Annotated in this window: 19 protein-coding genes; 6 read left to right on the forward strand and 13 right to left on the reverse strand. The window is 71.2% G+C overall.

Annotation, left to right across the window (positions count from 1 at the left end):
• The first annotated feature begins 495 nt into the window (after positions 1–495).
• Positions 496–1,311 carry an alpha/beta hydrolase gene (locus AB0J36_RS28970; protein ID WP_357133724.1) on the forward strand — a complete coding sequence of 272 codons (816 nt, stop codon included), beginning with the start codon at positions 496–498 and terminating at the stop codon, positions 1,309–1,311.
• A gap of 60 nt (positions 1,312–1,371) precedes the next feature.
• On the opposite strand, the gene AB0J36_RS28975 is transcribed toward AB0J36_RS28970, so the two are convergent.
• The 3 genes from AB0J36_RS28975 to AB0J36_RS28985 form a co-directional block, all read right to left on the reverse strand.
• The gene (locus tag AB0J36_RS28975; RefSeq protein ID WP_357133726.1) at positions 1,372–1,560 is read right to left on the reverse strand and encodes a DUF397 domain-containing protein; all 189 of its coding nucleotides are present in this window, start codon (positions 1,558–1,560) and stop codon (positions 1,372–1,374) included.
• The gene (locus tag AB0J36_RS28980) at positions 1,551–2,330 is read right to left on the reverse strand and encodes a helix-turn-helix transcriptional regulator (RefSeq protein WP_357133847.1); all 780 of its coding nucleotides are present in this window, start codon (positions 2,328–2,330) and stop codon (positions 1,551–1,553) included. The genes AB0J36_RS28975 and AB0J36_RS28980 overlap by 10 nt, the downstream gene beginning before the upstream one ends.
• 137 nt (positions 2,331–2,467) lie before the next feature.
• Complete coding sequence (locus AB0J36_RS28985; RefSeq protein WP_357133728.1) at positions 2,468–3,025, reverse strand: carboxymuconolactone decarboxylase family protein; 558 nt, start codon at positions 3,023–3,025, stop codon at positions 2,468–2,470.
• 59 nt (positions 3,026–3,084) lie between these two features.
• Between AB0J36_RS28985 and AB0J36_RS28990 the strand changes: the two genes are divergently transcribed.
• Together AB0J36_RS28990 and AB0J36_RS28995 are read left to right on the forward strand one after the other, a co-directional pair.
• Positions 3,085–3,558 carry a MarR family winged helix-turn-helix transcriptional regulator gene (locus tag AB0J36_RS28990; protein WP_363661386.1) on the forward strand — a complete coding sequence of 158 codons (474 nt, stop codon included), beginning with the start codon at positions 3,085–3,087 and terminating at the stop codon, positions 3,556–3,558.
• A 294-nt stretch (positions 3,559–3,852) separates the two neighbouring features.
• Positions 3,853–5,208, forward strand: coding sequence for a hypothetical protein (locus tag AB0J36_RS28995; protein ID WP_363661387.1), 1,356 nt, complete (start codon positions 3,853–3,855; stop codon positions 5,206–5,208).
• 69 nt (positions 5,209–5,277) lie between these two features.
• Here the strand turns inward: AB0J36_RS28995 and ccsB are convergent, their stop codons facing one another.
• Genes ccsB through hemL form a run of 6 tightly spaced genes read right to left on the reverse strand, consistent with a single transcriptional unit; the run spans position 5,278 to position 11,324 of the window.
• Positions 5,278–6,255, reverse strand: a complete 978-nt coding sequence (gene ccsB / locus AB0J36_RS29000) for a c-type cytochrome biogenesis protein CcsB (RefSeq protein WP_357171603.1) — start codon at positions 6,253–6,255, stop codon at positions 5,278–5,280.
• The gene (locus AB0J36_RS29005; RefSeq protein WP_363661388.1) at positions 6,255–7,910 is read right to left on the reverse strand and encodes a cytochrome c biogenesis protein ResB; all 1,656 of its coding nucleotides are present in this window, start codon (positions 7,908–7,910) and stop codon (positions 6,255–6,257) included. The genes ccsB and AB0J36_RS29005 overlap by 1 nt, the downstream gene beginning before the upstream one ends.
• Positions 7,907–8,764, reverse strand: coding sequence for a cytochrome c biogenesis protein CcdA (locus AB0J36_RS29010; RefSeq protein ID WP_357392491.1), 858 nt, complete (start codon positions 8,762–8,764; stop codon positions 7,907–7,909). The genes AB0J36_RS29005 and AB0J36_RS29010 overlap by 4 nt, the downstream gene beginning before the upstream one ends.
• Positions 8,764–9,333 carry a TlpA disulfide reductase family protein gene (locus tag AB0J36_RS29015; protein ID WP_357392492.1) on the reverse strand — a complete coding sequence of 190 codons (570 nt, stop codon included), beginning with the start codon at positions 9,331–9,333 and terminating at the stop codon, positions 8,764–8,766. Before AB0J36_RS29015 ends, AB0J36_RS29010 begins: the two co-directional genes overlap by 1 nt.
• The gene (locus tag AB0J36_RS29020; protein ID WP_357171605.1) at positions 9,333–9,980 is read right to left on the reverse strand and encodes a histidine phosphatase family protein; all 648 of its coding nucleotides are present in this window, start codon (positions 9,978–9,980) and stop codon (positions 9,333–9,335) included. The genes AB0J36_RS29015 and AB0J36_RS29020 overlap by 1 nt, the downstream gene beginning before the upstream one ends.
• 6 nt (positions 9,981–9,986) lie before the next feature.
• Positions 9,987–11,324, reverse strand: a complete 1,338-nt coding sequence (gene hemL / locus AB0J36_RS29025) for a glutamate-1-semialdehyde 2,1-aminomutase (protein WP_357133745.1) — start codon at positions 11,322–11,324, stop codon at positions 9,987–9,989.
• Between the two features lie 143 nt (positions 11,325–11,467).
• Between hemL and AB0J36_RS29030 the strand changes: the two genes are divergently transcribed.
• Positions 11,468–11,803 (forward strand): STAS domain-containing protein, encoded by a 336-nt coding sequence (locus AB0J36_RS29030; protein ID WP_357133747.1) that lies wholly within the window; start codon positions 11,468–11,470, stop codon positions 11,801–11,803.
• Positions 11,804–11,924: 121 nt separating this feature from the next.
• Here AB0J36_RS29030 and AB0J36_RS29035 read toward each other — a convergent pair whose 3' ends face one another.
• Together AB0J36_RS29035 and AB0J36_RS29040 are read right to left on the reverse strand one after the other, a co-directional pair.
• Positions 11,925–13,568, reverse strand: a complete 1,644-nt coding sequence (locus AB0J36_RS29035) for an ABC transporter permease (RefSeq protein WP_363661389.1) — start codon at positions 13,566–13,568, stop codon at positions 11,925–11,927.
• A complete protein-coding gene (locus AB0J36_RS29040; RefSeq protein ID WP_363661390.1) occupies positions 13,565–14,461 on the reverse strand; it encodes an ABC transporter ATP-binding protein in 897 nt (298 codons plus the stop codon). Before AB0J36_RS29040 ends, AB0J36_RS29035 begins: the two co-directional genes overlap by 4 nt.
• 90 nt (positions 14,462–14,551) lie before the next feature.
• Between AB0J36_RS29040 and AB0J36_RS29045 the strand changes: the two genes are divergently transcribed.
• On the forward strand, positions 14,552–15,046 hold the full coding sequence (locus AB0J36_RS29045) for a helix-turn-helix domain-containing protein (protein WP_357133753.1): 495 nt from the start codon (positions 14,552–14,554) through the stop codon (positions 15,044–15,046).
• 66 nt (positions 15,047–15,112) lie between these two features.
• Here AB0J36_RS29045 and AB0J36_RS29050 read toward each other — a convergent pair whose 3' ends face one another.
• Both AB0J36_RS29050 and AB0J36_RS29055 read right to left on the reverse strand, forming a co-directional pair.
• Positions 15,113–15,667 (reverse strand): response regulator, encoded by a 555-nt coding sequence (locus AB0J36_RS29050; RefSeq protein ID WP_357133755.1) that lies wholly within the window; start codon positions 15,665–15,667, stop codon positions 15,113–15,115.
• Positions 15,664–20,031, reverse strand: a complete 4,368-nt coding sequence (locus AB0J36_RS29055) for a HAMP domain-containing protein (protein WP_357171609.1) — start codon at positions 20,029–20,031, stop codon at positions 15,664–15,666. Before AB0J36_RS29055 ends, AB0J36_RS29050 begins: the two co-directional genes overlap by 4 nt.
• Before the next feature lie 251 nt (positions 20,032–20,282).
• On the opposite strand from AB0J36_RS29055, the gene AB0J36_RS29060 reads away from it, so the two are divergent.
• On the forward strand, positions 20,283–20,831 hold a 549-nt coding region (locus AB0J36_RS29060), incomplete at its 3' end, for an ATP-binding protein (RefSeq protein WP_363661391.1).

Consider the following 20,831-nt stretch of genomic DNA (forward strand, 5'->3'; position numbering starts at 1 on the left):
TCCGCCTTCCTGTTCCTGTGTCCCCAGCACCCCCCGGCCCGCGCGGCGCGCCCCCCGGCGGCCCCCCCCCATCGACCCGGGGGGGGGGGGGGGGGCCGCCCCCCCCCCCCCCCCCCGCAACTCCCCCGCGCGCTCCAGCGCCGCGAGGAAGTCCTTGAGATCGGTGTACGGGAAGCCACGAGCCATGTCGCCCAGTCTCCCGCACCGGGTGCGGCGCGGCCCACGCCGGGTGCTGTGAGACCCGCGACGACCCCGGCGAGCCCCGGCCTGTCCGGTCGGGTTTCCGGAAATCGGGGTGTCCGGCGGCCTGGGACGGCCCGACTTCCGGAAACCCGAGTCGATCAACGTTCGAGCGCCGTGTCGCAGGCATGCGCGCCGTGCGCAGGCATGGCCGCCGGTCGAGCGGGTAGCCGGGCAGCCGGCAGACGGGGGCGGCGGATGGGTGGCGATCGGGTTCCGGCGGGGTTCACCGAGCAACGGGCACGGGTCGGTCGGATGACCATGAACTATGTCCGTGGTGGCAGCGGCCCACCGCTGGTGCTGCTGCACGGGTACCCGCAGTGCTGGTACATGTGGCGGCACCTGCTGCCCGAGTTGGGGCGGTCCTTCGAGGTGGTCGCGCCCGACCTGCGCGGCTTCGGGGACAGCGACGCCCCGGTCGACGGGTACGACAAGAAGAGCGTCGCCGCCGACCTGCACGGCCTGCTCGACCAACTCGGCCTGGTCAACGACCTGCGAGTGGTCGGGCACGACCTGGGGACGATGGTGGCGTACGCGTACGCCGCCGCCCATCCCGACCGGGTGAGCCGGCTGGCGCTCACCGAGGCGCCGATCCCCGACGAGAGCATCTACACGTTTCCCGCGCTCACCGCGGCCGGGCCGGCGGTGTGGAACTTCGGCTTCTTCACGCTCGACAACGGGCTGCCGGAGGAGCTGGTCCGTGGGCGGGAGTCGCTCTGGGTGGACCGGTTCACCGACGCCCTGATGGTGCACAAGGGCAGCATCAGGGCGTCGGACATCGAGGAGTTCGCCGGCCACCTGCGCGACCCGGCGCACCTGCGGGCGAGCTTCGCCCACTTCCGGGCGTTCGACCGGGACATCGCCGACAACGCGACGTACCGGGCCACGAAGCTCACCATGCCGGTGCTGGCCGTCGGCGCGGCGGCCAGCCTCGGCGGCCAGGTCGCCGAGCAGGTACGCCGGTACGCCGACACCGTTCGCGGCGAGGTGATCGACGACTGCGGGCACTGGCTGTACGAGGAGCGCCCGGACGTGATGCTCGCCCTGCTGCGCGACTTCCTCGCGGCCTGAGCCCGAGCCCGGGTTAGGTCAGTGGGTGCGGGCCACGCGGCCTAAGCAGGAGCCCTGGGGTCAGGGGGTGCGGGTCAGCTCGACGAAGGAGCGCCACGCGGCCGGGCTGAAGGTCAGCACGCCGCCGTCGCGGTCCTTCGAATCGCGGACGTGCACCCGGCCGGGCAGGTTGTCGGCGACCTCGACGCAGGCGCCGCTGTTGTTGCCGCTGCGGGTGGACTTGCGCCACTGAGCTCCGGTCAGATCCATGGCTTCACGATCTCCTCGAGCAGGTCGATGGACTGCTGCCGGGGCAGCGCGTCGCTGCGCAGACTCTCCCACCTTCCGAGCAGGGTCGCCACCTCGTTGTTCTCGTCGACGGCGGTGCCGCCGGTCTGGTTGTCGAGAAAACCGAGCCAACTGCCGTCGGCGGTGCGGCCCAGGATGAACGGCCCGAACATGCCGGCGTGCAGCCCGACCGCCTGGGGCAGCACGTGCACCCGGATGTGCGGGCGGCGGGCGCACGCCACCAGGTGCCGGAGCTGGCCGGCCAGCACCCCGGCGTTGCCCTCGGCGAAGCGTCGCAGGGCGGCCTCGTCGATCACGGCGGTGAGCTGCGGCGGGTGCTCCCGGTCGAGGATCGTCTGCCGTTCCAGCCGGGCGGCCACCAACTCCTCCACCCGCTCGGCGGTGAGCCCCAGGTCGAGCCGGAACACCGCGCGGGCGTAGTCGGCGGTCTGCAACAGCCCGGGAACCATCGTCGCTTCGAAGCACCGCAACTGGGTGGCCACCCGCTCGACCTCCAACCAGGGGCGGAACCACACCGGCTCGGCGTGCCGGCGACCCAGCTCGCGTAGCGAGACCAGCAGGCCGCCGGTGTCGAGCACCTCGTCGGCCCGGGTCAGGTACGCCAGGTTGGGCACCGTCGAGCCCACCTCGACCGAGGACACCATGGACGGTGAGTAGTGCGCCCGTTTGCCGTACTCCTCCTGGCTGAGCCCGGCCGCGAGCCGGGACCGCCGGAGCTGGTCTCTGATCATTTCCGCTGTGGACAGTGTCGTGGTCACCGCGCCTCACCTTCCGCTGCCGAGGAGGCCCATCGGCCCTTCTGGCGCAAGGTAGCGGAACCGCGACCCTGAGTCAGCCTCTGCCGGCATGTCGCGGTAACGCGGCTCGCTCAGGACACGGGCGGCGTCCAGGCGTGAGCGGCCAGCGGCGGGTCGAGCGGCGCGCGGGTGAGCCGGTTGGCGAAGGTGGACATGGTGTACGCCCCGACCCCGAGCACCACGTCCAGCGCCTGCCGGGGCTGGTAGCCGACCGCCAGGAAGGCTTCCAGCTCCTCGTCGGGCACCGCGCCCCGGTGCTCGAGCACGGCCAGCGTGAACTGGCGCAGCGCTTCCAGTCGCGGCTCGGGCAGCTTCGTGCCGGCGCGCAGCGCGGTGATCAGCGCGGCGCTCGCGCCGATCTCAGTGATCTTGCCGGTGTGCAGGGCCACGCAGAAGTGGCATTCGTGGGAGGTGGAGAGGGCCATGATGACCACCTCCCGCTCGACGGGCGCGAGGCTGGTCTGTTCGAATCCCGCACTGGCGGCGAGGAAGCCGTTGAGTAGCTGTGGCGACTCGGCAATCAGGGCCACCGCGCTGGGCAGCCAGCCGAATCGGCCGCGTACTCCCTCGATGGCCCGGCGTGCGGCGGCGGGTGCGGTCTCGGCGGTGTGGGTGGTGAAGACGGACATGGTTGCCTGCCCTAAGATAGTCAACGTGGTTGACGAAATAGTAAACGTGGTTGTCGAACATGGCAACCCCTGAGCCGTCCCGGCCCGGCTTCCAGCTCCCGCTGCTGCTGCTGGCCGGCTTCCGCACGCTGATCGACGACCTGCACGCCGAGTTGGCCCGCGAGGGGCACCCCGAGCTGCGCCCGCTGCACGGGTTCGTGCTCCAGGCCGTGGGCGTCGACGGCACCGCCAGCGAGCTGGGGCAGCGACTGGGCATCTCCAAGCAGGCCGCCGGCAAGACCGTCGACCGGCTGGTCGCCGTCGGCTACCTGGAACGGGTCGACGACCCCGCCGACGCCCGCCGACGGCTGGTCCGGATGACACCGCGCGGCGTCGACGGGCTCCGTCGCTCGGCCGAGATCTTCGATCGGCTACGGCAACGGTGGGCCGCGACCCTGGGCGAGGAGCGCGTGGCCGCGATCGAGGACGACCTGCGCACGATGGCCGCCACCAACTGGTTCCGCCTCGACATGCCGGGCTGGTTCGGCGGCTGACCGCGACCGAGCCCGCCCGCGCGGGCCGGCCGGCCGGCCGTTGATCGTGATCGACGGCCCGCTCGCGTGGGTGGGCCGTCGATCGTGATCGACACCAGCTCGCCGATGTGGCGGCATCCGACGCCCGGCATTGCCCCCACGTCGGCGATCTGGAGTGGATCAAGGCCATCCGACGGTGTCCGCGCACCAATCGACTGATCGAAAACTGTCATAGGTGATCTCTAGGATCAGGGGTGCCGGTCGGGCTGAAGTGACGCCGACCGGTCCCCCTCACCAAGGAGATCGATGAGATCTGTGCGTGTATCACGGGGCAGGCTCCTGCGCGGCTTCACCGCGCTGGTCGTAGGCGCCGCGACGGTCGGTGTGGCCGCCACGCCGGCCCTGGCGCAGGACGATCCCGGCTGGGTCGAGGCCCTGCTCTACGACGCCACCGTCGGCGGCCCGGGCGCTCCCGCTCGGGCGGTTCCGCTGACCCTGACCAGCACCGGCGCGGCCCAACCCCGGGTGACCCTCGACCTGACCGGCCTGGCCGGCGTCGCAACGGCCACCTTCCCCACCGCGTGTGTCACCGAGGGCACCTCGGTCACCTGCCCGATGCCGGCCGACGCCACCGAGGAGTTCGGCACCGTCACCGGCACGGTGCCGGTGGTGTTCCGGGCCGTGCCCGGCGTGGTCGACGGCGCGACCGGCACCCTGACCTACACCGCGCTCGGCGAGCAGACCGAGCCGTCCACCCAGCAGGCGACGATCACCGTGCGGTCCGGGCCCGACCTGCTCGACATGGTCGACGAGTACGTCGACGGCGTCGAGGTGGGTGACACCCGCGCCGCCCCGGTGGCCGTGGTCAACGCCGGCGACCAACCGGCCGTCGACCTGCGGCTCACCATGCGCTTCCCGGTCGGCCTCGTCCCGGCCAGCTACCGCAACTGCCGCTACGGCACCGACCAGGTGCTCGCCACCGTGGTCGTCTGCACCGTGCGGGGCACGTTCGCGCCCGGCCAGCGGCACGAGCTGCGCGGCGGGCTCGCCACCACGGTCGGTCCGGCCACCCTCGGCGACAAGCGGATCACCCAGATCGTGGAGCCGCTGGCGACCGCCGGGCCCCTTCCGAGCGGTGTGCGACTCACGCACCGCGAGAGCGACCAGGCACTGCGGCTCCGGCCGGTCGGAAAGCCGCTCGGCGTGATCCCGGTCGAGGTCGACGGCGTCGGCGGGCAGACCTACCTGCGTGCGGTGCACGGCGCCTTCGACATCGTCGCCCAGGGCGCCGCCGTCACCGGTGCGGTCGGCGACACCGTCCAGGTCACCGTGGGCATCCGTAACGAAGGGCCGGGCGTGCCGGACGGCACGATCTCCGGCGACACGGTCGGCGCGTTCTACTTCACCCCGCCGGCCGGCATCACCGTGCTGGGCAGCCCGCGCTGCTCACAGACCGGCAGTGAGGAGGAGGAGAACGGCGACGACGCCCCGAAGACCTGGTACTGCGACGGGGGAAGGGCCGTGTTCACCGCCGGGACCAGCAACACGGTCACCTTCGACCTGCGCATCGACAGCCTCTCCGGGACGCCCGGCGAGGTCCAGCCGTACGGCCGCTACCCGCGGGTGGACGACAACCCGGGCAACGACGTCGCGCCGGTGACCGTCGGCTGACCGCACACGCCCTGACGACGCGGGCCGGTCACGGACGATTCCGTGGCCGGCCCGCGCTGTGTTGCCAGGTCAGTTCAGCCCGCCGTACGAGTGCAGGCCGGTGAAGAAGATGTTCACGCCGAACAGGTTCATCAGCATGGTGAGGAAGCCGAGCACGGCGATCCAGGTGGCCACGTTCCGCTTCACGCTGGGCGTGGCCCGCGCGTGCAGGTATCCGGCGTAGACCACCCAGGAGATGAACGCCCAGGTCTCCTTCGGGTCCCAGCCCCACGGCCGACCCCAGGCCGCCTCGGCCCAGATCGCGCCGGCGATCACCGCGAAAGTGAAGATCGGGAAGGCGAACGCGTGCAACGCGAACGTCAGCCGCTCCAGGCTGGCCGCGGCGGGCAGCCGCTTGGCGAGGGTGTACGGGAAGCTCCGCTTGCCCTGCTCGAACCCGTTGCGCATGAGGAAGCCGACGGCCGGCACCGCGCCGAGCAGGAAGATGCCGGACGCGAACACGATGGTCGAGACGTGGATGACGAACCAGTACGAGTTCAGCGCCGGCACCAGCGGCACGATCGGCACGTACAGGACCAGCTCGGCGGTGGCCACCAGGAGCACCATGACCAGGGTGAGGAACAGCCCGAGCTTGCGCAGCGACGGCCGCTTCCAGAGCACCACCAGCCAGGCCGCGACCCCGATGAACGTCACCGTGAGCACGAACTCGTACATGTTGCCCCACGGCATGCGGTCCGCCGCGAGACCGCGGGTGACCAGCGCCCCGAGGTGCAGTACGGCGGCGAGGGCGGTGGCACCCACCGCGACCAGCCCGGCGATCCGCGCCCGGTCGGCCGAGCCGTCGACGGACGGCGGCACCGGTCCGGACGGCTCGGCGGTCACGCCGCCGGCACCGCCGACCCCGGCACCCACCAGCTCGCGAGCGGGCGACGCCACGGCGGCCCGGGTACGCGCGTTGCCCAACGCATACTCGACGGCGTGGCTGATCATCGCGATCAGATACGTCAGGATCGCGAAGGTCACCAGATTGTCGGAGAGCGCGGACATCACTCGGTCCCTTCTCGCACATCGGCCGGGCCACCGGATTCGGTGTCGGCACCGGCCCGCTCGGCCGCCCGTTCGTCACCGTTCACGGCGGCGACCAACTGGGCGAACTCGTCGGCGAACCCTGGATAGTCGGTGCGCGGCAACCCACCGGCCTCCATCAAGCTACTACCGCCTGTCGGAGATCCATCAGCGGGGTCGGCCGGCAGCACCCGGAACCACACCCGGCGACGCCGCCCGAACAGCGAACCCATCAGCCCGACCAGCAGCACACCGCAGCTCACCAGCAACGGTGTCGAACCGGGATCGTGCCGGACGGAGAGCGTCACGTACCGCTCAGTGCCCAGGAACTCGACGGTTGTGCCGTCGTCAAGCGTCCACTTCTCGCCCTTGCGGAGCAGCTTGCTGCCGACTTCCTTGACCTTGCCGTTGCGCACCTGCCGCTGGTCGAGCTGGTAGACCGAGCCGGGGATGCCGGCGTCCATGCCGAGATTGCCCCGGTAGGCGACCAGGTTCAGCGCCGGGTTGCGCTCGGTGGGGTACTCGGAGCGGACGAACGGCGGCTGCTGCGGCGCGGTGGGCAGGTAGATGCCGGTGAAGGCCACCTGCTCACCCGGTACCCGCTTGCCGGTCGCCGGGTCGACGTTCGCGTCCGGGAAGGCGGCCAGCCCTTCGCTGGTCAGGCCCATGTCACCGGTGGTCAGGAACGGTTCGTCACTGACCTGGCTGTTGCCGTACCGGTCGGTGTAGCGGATCACCGGGGCGTACCCGTGGCCGAGCAGGTAGACGCTCGCGTCGGCGAGACGCAGCGGCGAGTTGACCGAGAAGTCCGCGCTGCGGGTCGGCTCGTCGGGGCCGTCCACGGTCACCCGGGCGTTGAAGAACTCCGGCTGGCCGGACGGCAGGAACCGAGCCTGGAAGTCGTCCAGCCGCAGGCAGAAGCGGGGCAGGTCGGCGCTGTCGACGCGAGGGCCGAGCTTGGCCTCGGCGTACTGCTGGCGGGTGTTGCAGAACGCGTTGTCCGCGCCCGCCACCAGCAGACGGTTGCCGCTCCACCCGTACCAGGAGCCGAGCGCGACGCCGATCAGCACCGCGATGAGCGAGGTGTGGAACAGCAGGTTGCCGGTCTCCTTGAGGTAGCCCTTCTCGGCGGAAACCTCGTTCCCGCGTACCTCGACCCGCCAACGGCGCTTGCGCAGCACCTCGGCGACGGCGTCCACGCCGCCGGCCGGGGCGGGCAGCGTGGTGTGCTGCGGCAGCCGGGCCAGCCGTTTGGGCGCGACCGGTGGCCGGGACCGCAGCGCCCGGAAGTGGTCGCGCAGGCGGGGCGTGATGCAGCCGATCAGCGACGTGAACAGCAGCAGGTAGATGGCGGAGAACCAGACCGACCCGAAAACCTCGAACGCGCCGATCCGGTCCAGCCGAGGCGCCCAGTCCGGGTGGTCGACGAAGTACTGGTTGACCTTCTCCGGGCTGATCCCGCGCTGCGGCAGCACCGATCCGGGGATCGCGGCGATCGCCAGCAGGAAGAGCAGGATCAGGGCCGTACGCATGCTGGTGAGCTGCCGCCACGAGTTGCGCAGCAGGGCCAGCAGCCGGCTGGGCCGGCGGCGCGGCGCCGGGGCCTCGGCCTCCGGGCGCTCGTCGACGACCGTCATATGCTCACCTCGCCCACCCCGACGGTGGTCTGCAACCAGATCACGAAGCTCTGCCATCCGCCGGTGACCAGCGCCAGGCCGATCAGGATGAGCAGGGCGCCGCCGACCCGGGTGACCCAGCGGCTGTTGCGCCGGATGGCGCGGAAGACCCCGAGCAGGCGCTGGAAGCCCAGCCCGAAGACGACGAACGGTATCCCCAACCCGAGGCAGTACGCCACGGCGAGCACCACGGCCCGGTCGCTCTGCCCACTGGTGGCCGCCATGCCCATCACCGCGCCGAGGGTCGGCCCGGTGCACGGCACCCAACTCAGCGCGAACACCGCCCCGAAGACCGGCGCGCCGAGCAGGCCGGCCGACGGCAGCCGGGAGATCCGGAACTCGCGTTGCAGCGCCGGGATCATCCCCAGGTAGCCCAGGCCGAGCACGATGATCAGCACACCGACGACGATCTCCAACTGCCGCTCGTAGTCGAAGAAGACCCGACCGATGCTGGCGAACAGGATCGCGGTGGCCACGAAGACCACGGTGAAGCCGGCGATGAAGAGCAGCGTCCCGGCGAGCACCCGGCCCTTGACGGCGACCGCCGCGGTCCGCTCCCGTACGGCAACAGCTCCACCCCCGCCCGCCGAAGTGAAAGGAAGGGCCCCTTCCTCTACCGCAGGCGGTAACAAGGTGCCCTTCCTTACACGGCCTTCGAGGTCGGTGCCGGCTAGGCCCGTCACGTATGAGAGGTAGCCGGGGACGAGTGGGAGCACGCACGGGGACAGGAAGCTGACCAGGCCGGCTAGCGCCGCCGCGCCGATGGCGAGCACCAGCGGCCCGCTCCGGGCCAGCTCCTCGAAGGTCTCGCCCATCAGTTCGACGCCGGCTTCTCGGCCGCGATCCGATCGACGACCGGTCGCAGGCCCTCCTGCGTGACGGCCGCCCGGATCACCACGGCGACCCGGCCCTCCCGGTCGAGCACGACGGTCGCCGGGACGGTGTTCGGCGGGATGTCCAGGGACAGCGCCAGCTTGCTCGGCGGGTCGAAGAGGCTCGGATAGGTGACCCGTCCCTGCTCGAACGCCTTGGCCTTGTCCCGCGAATCCTGCACGTTGACGCCGAGGAAGCTCACCCCGGAGCCCTTGGTGGCCTGGTAGACGGCTTCCAGGTCGTCCGCCTCGGCCCGGCAGGGCGGGCACCAGGAGCCCCAGAAGTTGACCACGACCACCTGGCCACGGGCCTCGCTGACGTCGTACGTGCCGCCGGTGAGCAGCTCACCGGCGAGCTTCGGCGGCGCGGAACGCTGGTCCGGCGCGCACTCGATGATGCCGTCGGAGGTGGTCGAGCAGGTCTTCTCCTGCCCCTTCGACGCCGTACAGCCGGCCAGCGCCACCGTGGCGACGGCGGCGAGCAGACCGGCGGTCCACCTCCGGGTGGTCATCAGGCCCCCTTGGCCGTCCGGGCTGTCGCGGAGAGAGCGACGAGGTGCGCGGCCGGCTCGCTGTAGCCGATGCCCACCACCTTCGCGTCGTCGAAGTGGAACGACGTGAGGCTGGCCAGCCCGCACTGGCGCTTGCGCGGGTCGTGCCAGAGCCGCTTGCGCTCGACGTGACGACGCAGCGTCCAGATCGGGAGCTGGTGCGACACCAGCACCGCCTCGCGTCCCTCGGCGGCGACCCGGGCGGCGTGCACGGCCGCGAACATCCGCTCGGCGATCGCCCGGTACGCCTCACCCCAGGACGGCGTCACCGGGTCGCGCAGCACCCACCAGTTGCGCGGGTCGCGGAACGACCCGTCGCCCGGGGAGACCTTCTTGCCCTCGAACCAGTTGGCGCTCTCGATCAGCCGCTCGTCCACCCCGACCGGCAGCCCGAACTGGGCGGCGATGGGCTCGGCGGTCTGCTGGGCGCGCTCCAACGGGCTGGCCACCACGTGCACGATCTCCCGCTCGGCGAGACCCTGCGCGGCGGCCTTGGCCATCTGCACGCCCAGCTCACTGAGGCGGAAACCGGGCAGCCGCCCGTACAGGATCTGGTCGGGGTTGTGCACCTCGCCGTGCCGGAGCACGTGGACCACCGTCTTCGCCACTGTCTACTACCCCCCGTGACCAGCGGCTGCCGCCGCATTCGCCGCCGTCGGCAGCGCGGCGGCGATGTGCTCCAGAGCGGCGTCGTCGATCGCCGCCGACACGAACCACGACTCGAACGCGCTCGGCGGCAGGTAGACGCCGGAGGCGAGCATCGAGTGGAAGAACGCCTTGAACGCCGGCACCTGCTGGGTGCGCGCGCTGTCGTAGTCGACCACGTCGGCGTCCGTGAAGAAGATGGAGAACATGCTGCCCGCGTACGACAAACGGTGCGGGACCCCGGCGGCGGCCAGCGCGTCGGACGCGAGCTTGCCCACGACGGCGGCCGTGTCGTCGAGCCTGCGGTAGAGCGCGTCGTCGGCGAGCCGCAGGGTCGCCAGACCGGCGGCGCAGGCCAGCGGGTTACCGGAGAGCGTGCCGGCCTGGTAGACCGGGCCGGCCGGCGCGAGACGCGCCATGATGTCCGCGCGCCCGCCGAACGCCGCGGCGGGCAGGCCACCACCCATGACCTTGCCGTACGTCCACAGGTCCGCCTCGGAGGCGTCGAGGCCGTGCCACCCGGCGCGGGAGACCCGGAACCCGGTCATCACCTCGTCGACGACGAGCAGGGCGCCGTGCGCGTGCGCGATCCGGGCCAACTGCTGGTTGAAGCCGTCGCGGGGCGCGACCACGCCCATGTTGCCGGCGGCGGCCTCGGTGATCACGGCGGCGATGTGCGGGCCCTCGGCGGCGAACGCCTCCTCGACGGCCCGGATGTCGTTGTACGGCAGCACGATCGTCTCGCTGGCCGCCGCGCCGGTGACGCCGGGCGAGTCGGGCAGGCCGAGGGTCGCCACACCGGAACCGGCGGAGGCGAGCAGCGCGTCGACGTGCCCGTGGTAGCAACCCGCGAACTTGACGATCTTGGAGCGGCCGGTGAAGCCACGGGCCAGCCGGATCGCCGACATGGTCGCCTCGGTGCCGGAGTTGACCAGGCGGACCTGCTCCACCGGCGTCCGGTCGACGATCTCGGCGGCCAGCTCCACCTCGCCCGGGGTGGGCGTGCCGAAGCTGGTGCCCCGGGCGGCGGCCGTCTGCACGGCGTCCACCACCTCCGGGTGGGCGTGCCCGAGGATCAGCGGACCCCACGAGCACACCAGGTCGACGTAGCGGCGACCGTCGGCGTCGTACAGCCACGGGCCCTCACCACGGACCATGAAGCGCGGGGTGCCGCCAACCGCCTGGAAGGCGCGCACGGGGGAGTTGACCCCGCCCGGCACGATGGCGCGGGCGCGGTCGAACAGGGCCTCGGAGGCCGGCGCGTCGGCCGGGTAACGGCCAGATCCGGCGGAAACGATGTCGGTCACGATGCCGCCATTGTGTCAGCGCCGGACGGTCAACCAGCAGCCACCCCGGGCGAGGGTTACCGGGCTCACCCAGCTCCGGTGCCCGATGGACCGGCTCGTCGCCTCGACAGGCCGGGTCGGCTGGATCGCGCTAGGCTGACCGAGTGGATCGTGCCGAACTGTCCATCACGCTACACCGGACGGGCGACGAAGCAGTGCTTCGCCTGGCCGGTGAGATCGACATGCTCACGGCCGCCCAGCTCAGCACCGTGGTCAACGAGGTGCTGACCGATCCGCCCCCGCGGATCGTGCTCGACCTCGGCGGCGTCACCTTCTGCGACTCGCAGGGCCTGGGCACACTCGTGGTGCTCAGCCGCAAGGCCAGCCACGCGCAGAGCCTGCTGATGCTCACCCACGTCGGCGACTTCCTGATCCGCGTCCTGGACATCACCGGCCTGCGCAGCGCCCTGATGATCAAAAACGACCAACCCACCGGCTAACCCCCACCCCACCCCCACCCCCAACCCCACCCCGCGCACGACCTCGACCACCCTGTTGATCAAGAGGTTTGCGTCAGAAATCGCGCTTCCGCTGACGCGAACCTCTTGATCAACGCGTGCTTCAGGGGGTGGGGATGTCTCGGGTATGGAAGGTCTTCAGGGCCAGGGTTAGGAGGGTGGCTGCTGCTGCGCTCAGGGCCAGCAGGGGTAGCGGGGTCCAGTTGTTGGTCAGGACCTGGGGGGTGTGGGTGAACGGGGAGATGTCCAGGACCCACTGGCTCAGCTCCAGGATCGCGCCGATCTGACCCAGCAGCAGGCAACCGGCGAGCACCGCCCAGGCCGCCCACGAGAACCGGGGCAGCCACCCCACCAGCAGCGCCGCCAGCCCCGCGAGGACCCACGCCGCCGGAACCTGGACCAGCCCCACGCCGAGCATCCGGGGCACCTCGCCGCCAACGTCACCGACGCTGAGGCCGTACGACAGTCCCGTCGCCGCCCCCGTCACGGCCAACACGACCACCGGGCCGAGCAGCGCGAAGACCAAGTGCGCCGCCAGCCAGCGGAACCTGCTCACCGCCGTGGCGAGCAGCGGTTCGGCCCGCCCGGCGGTCTCCTCCGCCCGCGCCCGCAGCGCGGCCTGGATGCCGTACCCGGCGGCGGCCAGCGCGGTCAGGCTCAACGTGCTGCCGAGGTACGCCTCGGCCAACGTCGTCGACCCACCCAGCCGGGCCAGCAGCTCGGCGACCTGCTCGTTGCCCTGCACCGCGTCGCCGGCCGCGTCCGCCGCGCCGCCCAGCACCAGACCGAGCAGCCCGAAGCCGACCGCCCAGCCGAGCAACTGGCCCCGGTGCAGCCGCCAGGCCAGGCCGAACGGTCCGGCCAGCGCGCCGCCCGCGGTGGCCGGGCCGAGCCGGGGCGGCAGCACGCCGGCGCCCACGTCCCGGCGTACCGAGACGGGGTACGCGACGAGCGCCACCGCCACACTGAACAGCACCGGTAGCAGCAGCACCCACCAACGCTCGCCGGTGAAGGCCCGCCCCCGGGGCGCCCAGCCGAGCGGGGAGATCCAGCTCAACCATTCGGCACGTCCACCGCTGCCACCGGAACCTCCGGCGTCGCCGCCGAGGCGCAGCGCGAACGCCAACCCGAGCACGCCCAGCCCGATGCCGCGCGCCCCGCCGGCGCTCTGGGTGAGCTGCGCGGCCAGGCCGCCGACCGTGGCGAACGCGATGCCGGTCAGGGCCACGCCGACGCCGAAGAGCAGCGATCCGGCACCGGGCAGACCCGCCGCGACCAGGCCGCCGGCGATGAGCAGGCCGAGCAGCAGATTCGCGGCGTACGTGACCAGCAGCGCCGCGGTCAGCCCGGCGTACCGGCCGAGGACCGATGCGCCCAGCAACTCCCGCCGGCCGGCCTCCTCCTCGGTGCGGGTGTGTCGTACCACCGTCAGCACGCTCGCCAGGGCGGCAATCATGGCGAACAGCCCGGCTCGCTGGACGGTGAGCGCGCCGATGCTGTCGCCGTACACCGGACCGAGCAGCGCGACGATCGACGGGTTGCTCGCCGTGCTGGCCAGGTAGGCGGCCCGCTCGGCGGCGGTCGGATAGAGGCCGGTGAACGCGCCGGCGTAGCTGGCCGGCAGCACGGCCAGCGGAAGGATCCAGATGGGCAGCACGATCCGGTCCCGCCGCAGGATCAGGCGCATCAGGTGTCGGGTGCCGGTGAACGCGGTGCCGCGCAAACCCGGCTCACTCCTCGCGGTCACGAGCGCACCTGCTCGCCCTGGTAGTGCCGCAGGAACAACTCCTCGAGCGTCGGCGGTTGGCTGACCAGGCTGCGTACGCCGATCTCGGTGAGTCGACGGAGCGCGCTGTCCAGCGCGGCGTCCTCCACGTCGAAGCGCACCCGCTGCCCGTCCACCCGCAGGTCGTGCACGCCGGTGAGCTGACCCAGCCCGTCCACCGGACCGGTCAGCTCGGCCTCGATGGAGGTGCGCCGCAGGTGCCGCAGCTCGCTCAGGGTGCCGGTCTCCACGTCCCGCCCGTTGCGGATGATCGTCACCCGGTCGCAGAGCGCCTCCACCTCGGCCAGGATGTGGCTGGAGAGCAGCACGGTGCGGCCGTCGGCCTTCGCCCGGCGTACCCAGTGCTGGAAGACCTCCTCCATGAGGGGGTCCAGGCCGGACGTCGGCTCGTCCAGGATGAGGAGTTCGGCGTCCGACGCGAGGGCGGCCACCAGGCCGACCTTTTGCCGGTTGCCCTTGGAGTACGTCCGGCCCTTCTTGCGGGGATCCAGCTCGAAGGATTCGAGCAGTTCGGCTCGGCGGGCCGGGTCGAGGCCGCCGCGCATCCGGCCGAGCAGGTCGATGACCTCGCCGCCGGAGAGGTTGGGCCAGAGCGTCACGTCGCCCGGCACGTACGCCAGCCGGCGGTGCAGGGCCACCGCGTCGCGCCACGGATCGCCCCCGAGCAGGCGGACGGCCCCCGCGTCCGTCCGCAGCAGACCGAGGAGCGCCCGAATGGCCGTCGACTTGCCGGCGCCGTTCGGCCCGAGGAACCCGTGCACCTCGCCGGCGCGGACATTCAGGTCCAGACCGTCGAGCGCCCGGACGCGGCCGAAGGTCTTGACCAGGCCGGACACTTCAATCGGAGTTTCCATATATCGGAAGCTACACTCGTTTCACAAAGTTGTGAAGACAGTGTGAGCGCGGCACCATCGGTGCCCACAAACCACACGGGAGGGGCAGAGATGGCAGCGGCCGACGGCCACGACCCGGTGCACCTCTTCGTCGAACGGATGGCCCTCACGTTCGCCGAGGTCGGCTTCCCCCGGATGGCCGCTCGGGTGCTGTTCACCGTGATGAGCGCGGACGATCCGCTGACGGCCGCCGAGATCGGCGAACGGCTCGGAGTCAGCGCGGCGGCGGTCAGCGGCGCGGTCCGTTACCTCACCCAGTTCGGCATGCTGATCCGCGAGCCGGTCCCCCGCTCCCGCCGCGACCGTTACCGGATGCCGGAGAACCCCTGGTACGAGGGGACCATCACGAAGACCGCGATCTACAAGACGTTCATCGACGTGGCCGAGGGCGGCATCGGGGCGCTCGGCGCGGAGACGCCGGCCGGCGAACGGGTGGCCGAGATGCGCGACTTCTTTATCTTCGTCCAGGAAGAGATCGACTCACTCGGCGAACGCTGGCGCGTCCGCCGGGCCGCCACCGGCCACCTCCGACCCGGCGAAGCCTGACCCGCAGGCCGGCGCCGCGAGCGTGAGCCGGCCCGGCCCCAGCCACGAGCTGCCGAACGCGGCTGGTCAGGCCGTGTTGCCCCAGCGGGCCTGTTCGAGGAGCCCGACTGCACGGTCCCGCGCCTCCCGGTCGTCCGAGCGCAGCAGGGTGGTGGCCTCGTCGACCGCGTCGGTGAGTCGCCGCCACTGCGCGTCGCGATCCCGCACCAGGTCCGACTGGGCGGCCAACTGCCGGGTCTTCACCCACAGCTCGACGAAGACCGACACCTTGGCCCGCAGCACCCACGGGTCGAACGGCTTGGTCAGGTAGTCCACGGCGCCCACCTGGTAGCCCCGCAGAGCGAGCTGGGCGTCCCGGTCGGCGGCGGTGAGAAAGATGATCGGCACGTGCCGGGTGCGCTCCCGGCGCTTGATGTGACTGGCCGTCTCGAAGCCGTCCATGTCCGGCATCTGCGCGTCCAACAGGATCACCGCGAAGTCGTCCACCAGCAACTGCTTGAGGGCCGCCTCGCCGCTCTCCACGGCCACCGACTGGACCGGCAGGCCCTGGAGGATCGCCTCCAGGGCCATCAGGTTCTCCCGGCGGTCGTCCACGAGCAGCGCCTTGGCCATCTGGGTCACGAAGTCTCCTCGGTGCGGCTGCCGCTGATCCAGGACGACATCAGCTCGATCAGGTCGTCGAGGTCGACCGGCTTGGTGATGTAGTCGCTTCCTCCGGCCGCGAGCGCCGACTCGCGGTCGCCCGGCATCGCCTTCGCGGTCAGGAAGACGACGGGGAGGTCGGCGAACCGGTGGTTACGCCGGATCTGACGGGTCGTCTCGTACCCGTCCTGGTCGGGCATCATGGCGTCCATCAGCACGATGTCCACCTCCGGATGCTCGGCCAGCAGGCGGACGCCGTCCGCCCCGTTGTCCGAGTACAGCACGGTCATGCCGTGCAGCTCCAACGCGCTGGTCAGAGCGAAGACGTTACGCACGTCGTCGTCCACGATCAGCACCGTGGCCCCGTCCAGCTGCCGGGTGGCCGGCGCCTCCGGCCGCTCCGGCAACAGCTCCAGCGGCGGCATGAGCAGCGACGACGGCAGGCCGGCGCGCTGTGGCGACGGCGACTGCGGCGCGACGACCGCGTCCGGAGCGAGGACCTGGGGTACGAACAACGTGAACGTCGAGCCCTGGCCGGGCGCCGACGAGACGGTGATCGTGCCACCGATCAGTCGCGCCAGGTCCCGGCTGATCGACAGACCCAGACCGGTGCCGCCGTAGCGGCGGCTGGTCGTGCCGTCCGCCTGCTGGAACGCCTCGAAGATGATCGACAGCTTGTCGTCGGAGATGCCGATCCCGGTGTCGATCACCGTGAAGGCGATCACCTGCTGGGCGTTCGTCAGCGCGGGCACGTCGAACACCGCGTTCGGCGCGGCCGGCGCGATCCGCAACGTCACCGCGCCGTTGTCGGTGAACTTCACCGCGTTGGAGAGCAGGTTGCGCAGGATCTGCTGCAACCGCTGCGCGTCGGTCACCAGCGCCGGCGGCAGATCCTTGCTGACGCGTACCTGGAAGTCGAGATTCTTCTCCTCGGCCTGCGGCGCGAACGCCTGCTCGACGAAGCCGCGCAGCTCGGTGAAGCGGATCTCGGTCGGCTCGACGTCCATCCGGCCCGCCTCGATCTTGGACAGGTCGAGGATGTCGTCGATCAGCCGCAGCAGGTCGGAGCCGGAGCCGTGGATCGTCCGGGCGAACTCGATCTGCTTCGGGCTGAGGTTCTGCTCCGAGTTCTCCGCGAGCAGGCGGGCCAGCAGCAGCAACGAGTTCAGCGGCGTACGCAGCTCGTGGCTCATGTTGGCCAGGAACTCCGACTTGTACGCCGACGCCCGGGTGAGCTGCTGCGCCTTCTCCTCCAGGCCGAGGCGGGCCAGCTCGATCTCCCGGTTCTTGGTCTCGATGTTGCCCTTCTGCTCGGAGAGCAGGGTGGCCTTCTCCTCCAGCTCGGCGTTGGTGCGCTGCAACTCCGCCGACTGCTCCTGCATCTCGTGCGCCAGCCGCTGCGACTGGGCCAGCAGCTCCTCCGTACGCCGGTTGGCCTGGATGGTGTTGACCGCGATGCCGATGGTGAGCACCAGCCGCTCCAGGAACGACAGGTGCAGCTCGGAGAAGGCGGACACGCTGGCGAACTCGATCACCCCGAGCAGCTCCCCCTCGAACAGCACGGGGAGCACCACCAGGTCGGTCGGGGGTGTCTCGGCCAGACCGGAGCGCAGCGTGAGGCGGCTGTTCGGTGGGGCGCTGACCCGGATCGTCCGGCGCGAGAGGGCGGTCTGCCCGACCAGCCCCTCACCCGGCCCGAAGGTCACGTCGTGCCCCCGCGCCACATAGCCGTACGACGAGGTCAACCGCAGCCGCATGCTGCCGTCGGTGTCGTCGGCCAGGAAGAACGCGCCGAGTTGCGCGTCGACCAGCGGCGTCACCTCGGTCATGATCATCCGGCAGACCTCGCCGAGGTCGCGCTGGCCCTGCAACAGGCCGCCGATGCGGGCCAGGTTGGAGTCCAGCCAGCCCTGCTCGGCGTTCTTCTTGGTCGTCTCCCGGAGGGTGACGATCATCTGGTTGATGTTGTCCTTCAGCTCGGCGACCTCGCCCTGCGCCTTGACGGCGATCCGCTGGGTCAGATCGCCCCGGGTCACCGACGTGGACACCTGGGCGATGGCACGTAGCTGGGTGGTCAACGTCGAGGCGAGCTGGTTGACGTTCTCGGTGAGGTCGCGCCAGGTGCCGGAGACGCCCTTGACCTGCGCCTGACCACCCAACTTGCCCTCGATGCCGACCTCGCGGGCGACCCGGGTCACCTCGTCGGCGAACGACGAGAGCTGGTCGACCATCGTGTTGACGGTCGACTTCAGCTCCAGGATCTCGCCCTGGGCGTCCACGGTGATCTTCTGGCTCAGGTCGCCCTTCGCCACCGCGGTGGTCACCGAGGCGATGTTGCGGACCTGGCTGGTCAGGTTCGACGCCATCGAGTTCACGTTGTCCGTCAGGTCACGCCAGGTGCCGGACACGCCCTTGACCTGGGCCTGACCGCCGAGCTTGCCCTCGGTACCCACCTCACGGGCCACCCGGGTCACCTCGTCCGCGAACGACGAGAGCTGGTCCACCATCGTGTTGACGGTCGACTTCAGCTCCAGGATCTCGCCCCGCGCGTCCACCGTGATCTTCTGCGACAGATCGCCCTTCGCCACCGCCGTCGAGACCTGGGCGATGTTGCGGACCTGGGCCGTCAGGTTCGACGCCATCGAGTTCACGTTGTCGGTCAGGTCGCGCCAGGTGCCGGCGACCCCACGCACCTGGGCCTGACCGCCGAGCTTGCCCTCGGTGCCCACCTCACGGGCCACCCGGGTCACCTCGTCCGCGAACGACGAGAGCTGGTCCACCATCGTGTTGACCGTCGACTTCAGCTCCAGGATCTCGCCCCGCGCGTCCACCGTGATCTTCTGCGACAGGTCGCCCTTCGCCACCGCCGTGGTCACCGAGGCGATGTTGCGGACCTGGCTGGTCAGGTTCGACGCCATCGAGTTCACGTTGTCCGTCAGGTCACGCCACGTACCGCTGACGCCCTTGACCTGCGCCTGACCGCCCAGGTTGCCCTCGGTGCCCACCTCGCGGGCCACCCGGGTCACCTCGTCCGCGAACGACGAGAGCTGGTCGACCATCGTGTTGACGGTGTTCTTCAGCTCCAGGATCTCGCCCTGCGCGTCAACGGTGATCTTCTGCGACAGGTCCCCCTTCGCCACTGCCGTGGAGACCTGGGAGATGTTGCGGACCTGGCTGGTCAGGTTGCCGGCCAACTGGTTGACGTTCTCGGTGAGGTCACGCCAGGTGCCGGAGACGCCGCGTACCTGCGCCTGACCACCCAACTTGCCCTCGATGCCCACCTCACGGGCCACCCGCGTGACCTCGTCGGCGAACGACGACAACTGGTCCACCATCGTGTTGACGGTGTCCTTCAGCTCCAGGATCTCGCCCTGCGCCGCCACGGTGATCTTCTGCGACAGGTCACCCCGCGCCACCGCCGTGGAGACCTGCGCGATGTTGCGGACCTGGGCGGTCAGGTTCGACGCCATCGAGTTGACGCTGTCGGTCAGGTCCTTCCAGGTGCCCGCCACGTTCGGCACCTCGGCCTGCCCGCCCAACTTGCCCTCGGTGCCCACCTCGCGGGCCACCCGGGTCACCTGCTCGGCGAAGAGCCGCAGCGTGTCCGTGAGGTAGTTCATCGTGGCCGCCAGCTCGGCCACCTCACCGCGCGCGCTGACCGTGATCTTCTGCGACAGGTCGCCCTTGGCCACCGCCGTCGCCACCTGCGAGATCGACCGCACCTGGCCGGTCAGGTTCGACGCCATGGTGTTCACCGAGTCGGTGAGGTCCTTCCACGTGCCGGCGACACCCCGCACGTCGGCCTGGCCGCCCAGCTTGCCCTCGGTGCCCACCTCACGGGCCACCCGGGTCACCTCGTTGGAGAACGACGAGAGCTGGTCGACCATCGTGTTCACGGTGCGCCCGATCCGCAGGTACTCACCGCGCAGCGGCCGACCGTCGATCTCCAACGCCATGTGCTGGGACAGGTCGCCGTCGGCGACCGCCACGATGACGCGGGCGATCTCGGTCGTCGGCCGGCCCAGGTCGTCGATCAGCGAGTTGATCGCCCGCTGCCCCTCCGCCCAGGAGCCGTCCAGCCCCTCGTCATCGAGCCGCTCGGTGAGCCGACCGTCCCGACCGACGATCCGGCTGATCCGCCGCAGGTCCAGGTACTGACGCTCCTGGACCGAGACCACCTCGTTGAAGGCGTCCGCGACCTCGCCCGCCTTGCCGGCGCGACGGGGCAGCCGGACCTTCAGATCACCGCGACGAACCCGTCGCAGCGCCTCGGTCAGCTCATCGAGGAGCGCGTCCTGGTCGGGCGCGGACGGATCCGCGTACGACTGCTTCGCCGTGGTCATGATGCCTCGCTCACCTGGGGGGGTCCGTGCCCGTACAGACACACCGGCACCCCATATTGTGCCCGCGTCGGCCGTAGTGCCAGGGTGCGCGACCCGCCGATCGAACCCGTCGGCCCCCGGGATCCTCGCGGCGGTACCCAACCGGACACAGAAGTCGCCCAGTGGCGCTCGTCACGTTGGAGACGCCGCGCCGCCCCCACCGATCACCGATCCGCTTGGCACCCGGCCGGGGGACGGTAGAGGATACGGGGGTGTCAGCCGAGGCGGGGCCCGCGACGGCCGGGGCCCGGAACGGGGCTGTCCGGCGTGTCCGTCTGCCCGCCGACCGCCGTACGCCCGCCGCCGCCCGCGCGGTCGTCCGCTCCGTCCTGGCCGAGGCGCACCTCGACGACCTGGTCAACGAGGCGCTGCTGCTCACCACCGAGCTGACCACCAACGCCGTCGAGCACGCCGGCACCGAACTGGACATCGAGGTCGTGGCGGACGATGTCGGGCTCTCCGTGACCGTCTCCGACTTCGCGCCCAGCTCCGGCAACGACGAGCTGACCGTCGGCACCCGCAACGACACGAGCGAGATCGACGAGGTCTCCGAGCGAGGTCGCGGACTGCTGCTCGTCGACCACTTCGCCAGCCGCTGGGGCACCACGTACCTGCCGACCGGCAAGGGCGTCTGGTTCCGCCTGGACCGGCCCGGCACCGAGCCGGGCTCCTGGCCCCTCGCCGGCGGCACCGAGGTGGGGCGGGCACGCGGCGGCGCGCCGGGCCCTGCCCGGGAGCGCGCGGGGGCGGTCGTCTGCGTG

Source organism: Micromonospora sp. NPDC049662 (assembly GCF_040675055.1).
Taxonomy (GTDB): domain Bacteria; phylum Actinomycetota; class Actinomycetes; order Mycobacteriales; family Micromonosporaceae; genus Micromonospora.

Excerpts from the sequence above, each read along its gene's own strand:
- AB0J36_RS28970 (WP_357133724.1), top strand. The coding sequence starts at position 496 with ATGACCATGAACTATGTCCGTGGTGGCAGCGGCCCACCGCTGGTGCTG.
- AB0J36_RS28975 (WP_357133726.1), bottom strand. The coding sequence starts at position 1,560 with ATGGATCTGACCGGAGCTCAGTGGCGCAAGTCCACCCGCAGCGGCAAC.
- AB0J36_RS28980 (WP_357133847.1), bottom strand. The coding sequence starts at position 2,330 with ATGATCAGAGACCAGCTCCGGCGGTCCCGGCTCGCGGCCGGGCTCAGC.
- AB0J36_RS28985 (WP_357133728.1), bottom strand. The coding sequence starts at position 3,025 with ATGTCCGTCTTCACCACCCACACCGCCGAGACCGCACCCGCCGCCGCA.
- AB0J36_RS28990 (WP_363661386.1), top strand. The coding sequence starts at position 3,085 with ATGGCAACCCCTGAGCCGTCCCGGCCCGGCTTCCAGCTCCCGCTGCTG.
- ccsB (WP_357171603.1), bottom strand. The coding sequence starts at position 6,255 with ATGTCCGCGCTCTCCGACAATCTGGTGACCTTCGCGATCCTGACGTAT.
- AB0J36_RS29005 (WP_363661388.1), bottom strand. The coding sequence starts at position 7,910 with ATGACGGTCGTCGACGAGCGCCCGGAGGCCGAGGCCCCGGCGCCGCGC.
- AB0J36_RS29010 (WP_357392491.1), bottom strand. The coding sequence starts at position 8,764 with ATGGGCGAGACCTTCGAGGAGCTGGCCCGGAGCGGGCCGCTGGTGCTC.
- AB0J36_RS29015 (WP_357392492.1), bottom strand. The coding sequence starts at position 9,333 with ATGACCACCCGGAGGTGGACCGCCGGTCTGCTCGCCGCCGTCGCCACG.
- AB0J36_RS29040 (WP_363661390.1), bottom strand. The coding sequence starts at position 14,461 with ATGGAAACTCCGATTGAAGTGTCCGGCCTGGTCAAGACCTTCGGCCGC.
- AB0J36_RS29045 (WP_357133753.1), top strand. The coding sequence starts at position 14,552 with ATGGCAGCGGCCGACGGCCACGACCCGGTGCACCTCTTCGTCGAACGG.
- AB0J36_RS29055 (WP_357171609.1), bottom strand. The coding sequence starts at position 20,031 with ATGACCACGGCGAAGCAGTCGTACGCGGATCCGTCCGCGCCCGACCAG.